Below are 536 nucleotides of genomic sequence, written 5' to 3'. Positions count from 1 at the left end.
ATTCCTTGCATTTAGTCCATTGAAATACGGTTGGAGATACTCGTCAATTTCACTCCTGGGATGGCAAGAAGCAAGGGGAAAAACCAAAGCAATAACAAAAAAAATTCGCATAATTCAACTTACATCTATGGATTCATCATAGATTAAAATCAGGGGGCAACGGTCCTGAATAAGCATAGTCGAATAAAGCAGAGGTGGCTTTGTGAATTCCTTCACCTACTTTCCCAGCAAATTGTTGGAGAGCCCCAGGAGCTTGAGAAATATCTATTTCAGTTCCCGCGACTTCCGTATACGCAGCGAAGGCATGTCCTTCAGCACCGCCCCCAAAACCAATTGATATAGAATGGACAGAATCATTCATTGGATTATCACTATCAAATGGCATAGATACGTCGACACCTAATGAGATTAGTGCTCCGACTGAACCTCCGGTTATGATACTCAAACCTTCTAAATCCTTGACAGAATCAACGCCCGATGCACCCAAGGTGAAGCCAATAGAAGTACCAGCCGGGCCATAGGTTCCACTTCCTACT

At 43.5% G+C, this 536-nt stretch carries 1 protein-coding gene; it reads right to left on the bottom strand.

Annotation, left to right across the window (positions count from 1 at the left end; genetic code table 11):
- Positions 1 to 136: 136 nt before the first annotated feature.
- Positions 137 to 536: hypothetical protein (locus tag S1OALGB6SA_RS10440; protein ID WP_195910413.1), on the bottom strand; the 400-nt coding region annotated here is incomplete at its 5' end.

The sequence above is a fragment of the Olavius algarvensis spirochete endosymbiont genome, assembly GCA_900608495.1.
Classification (GTDB): domain Bacteria; phylum Spirochaetota; class Spirochaetia; order DSM-2461; family DSM-2461; genus UBA2779.
This window is presented reverse-complemented; position numbering and strand designations above follow the sequence as displayed.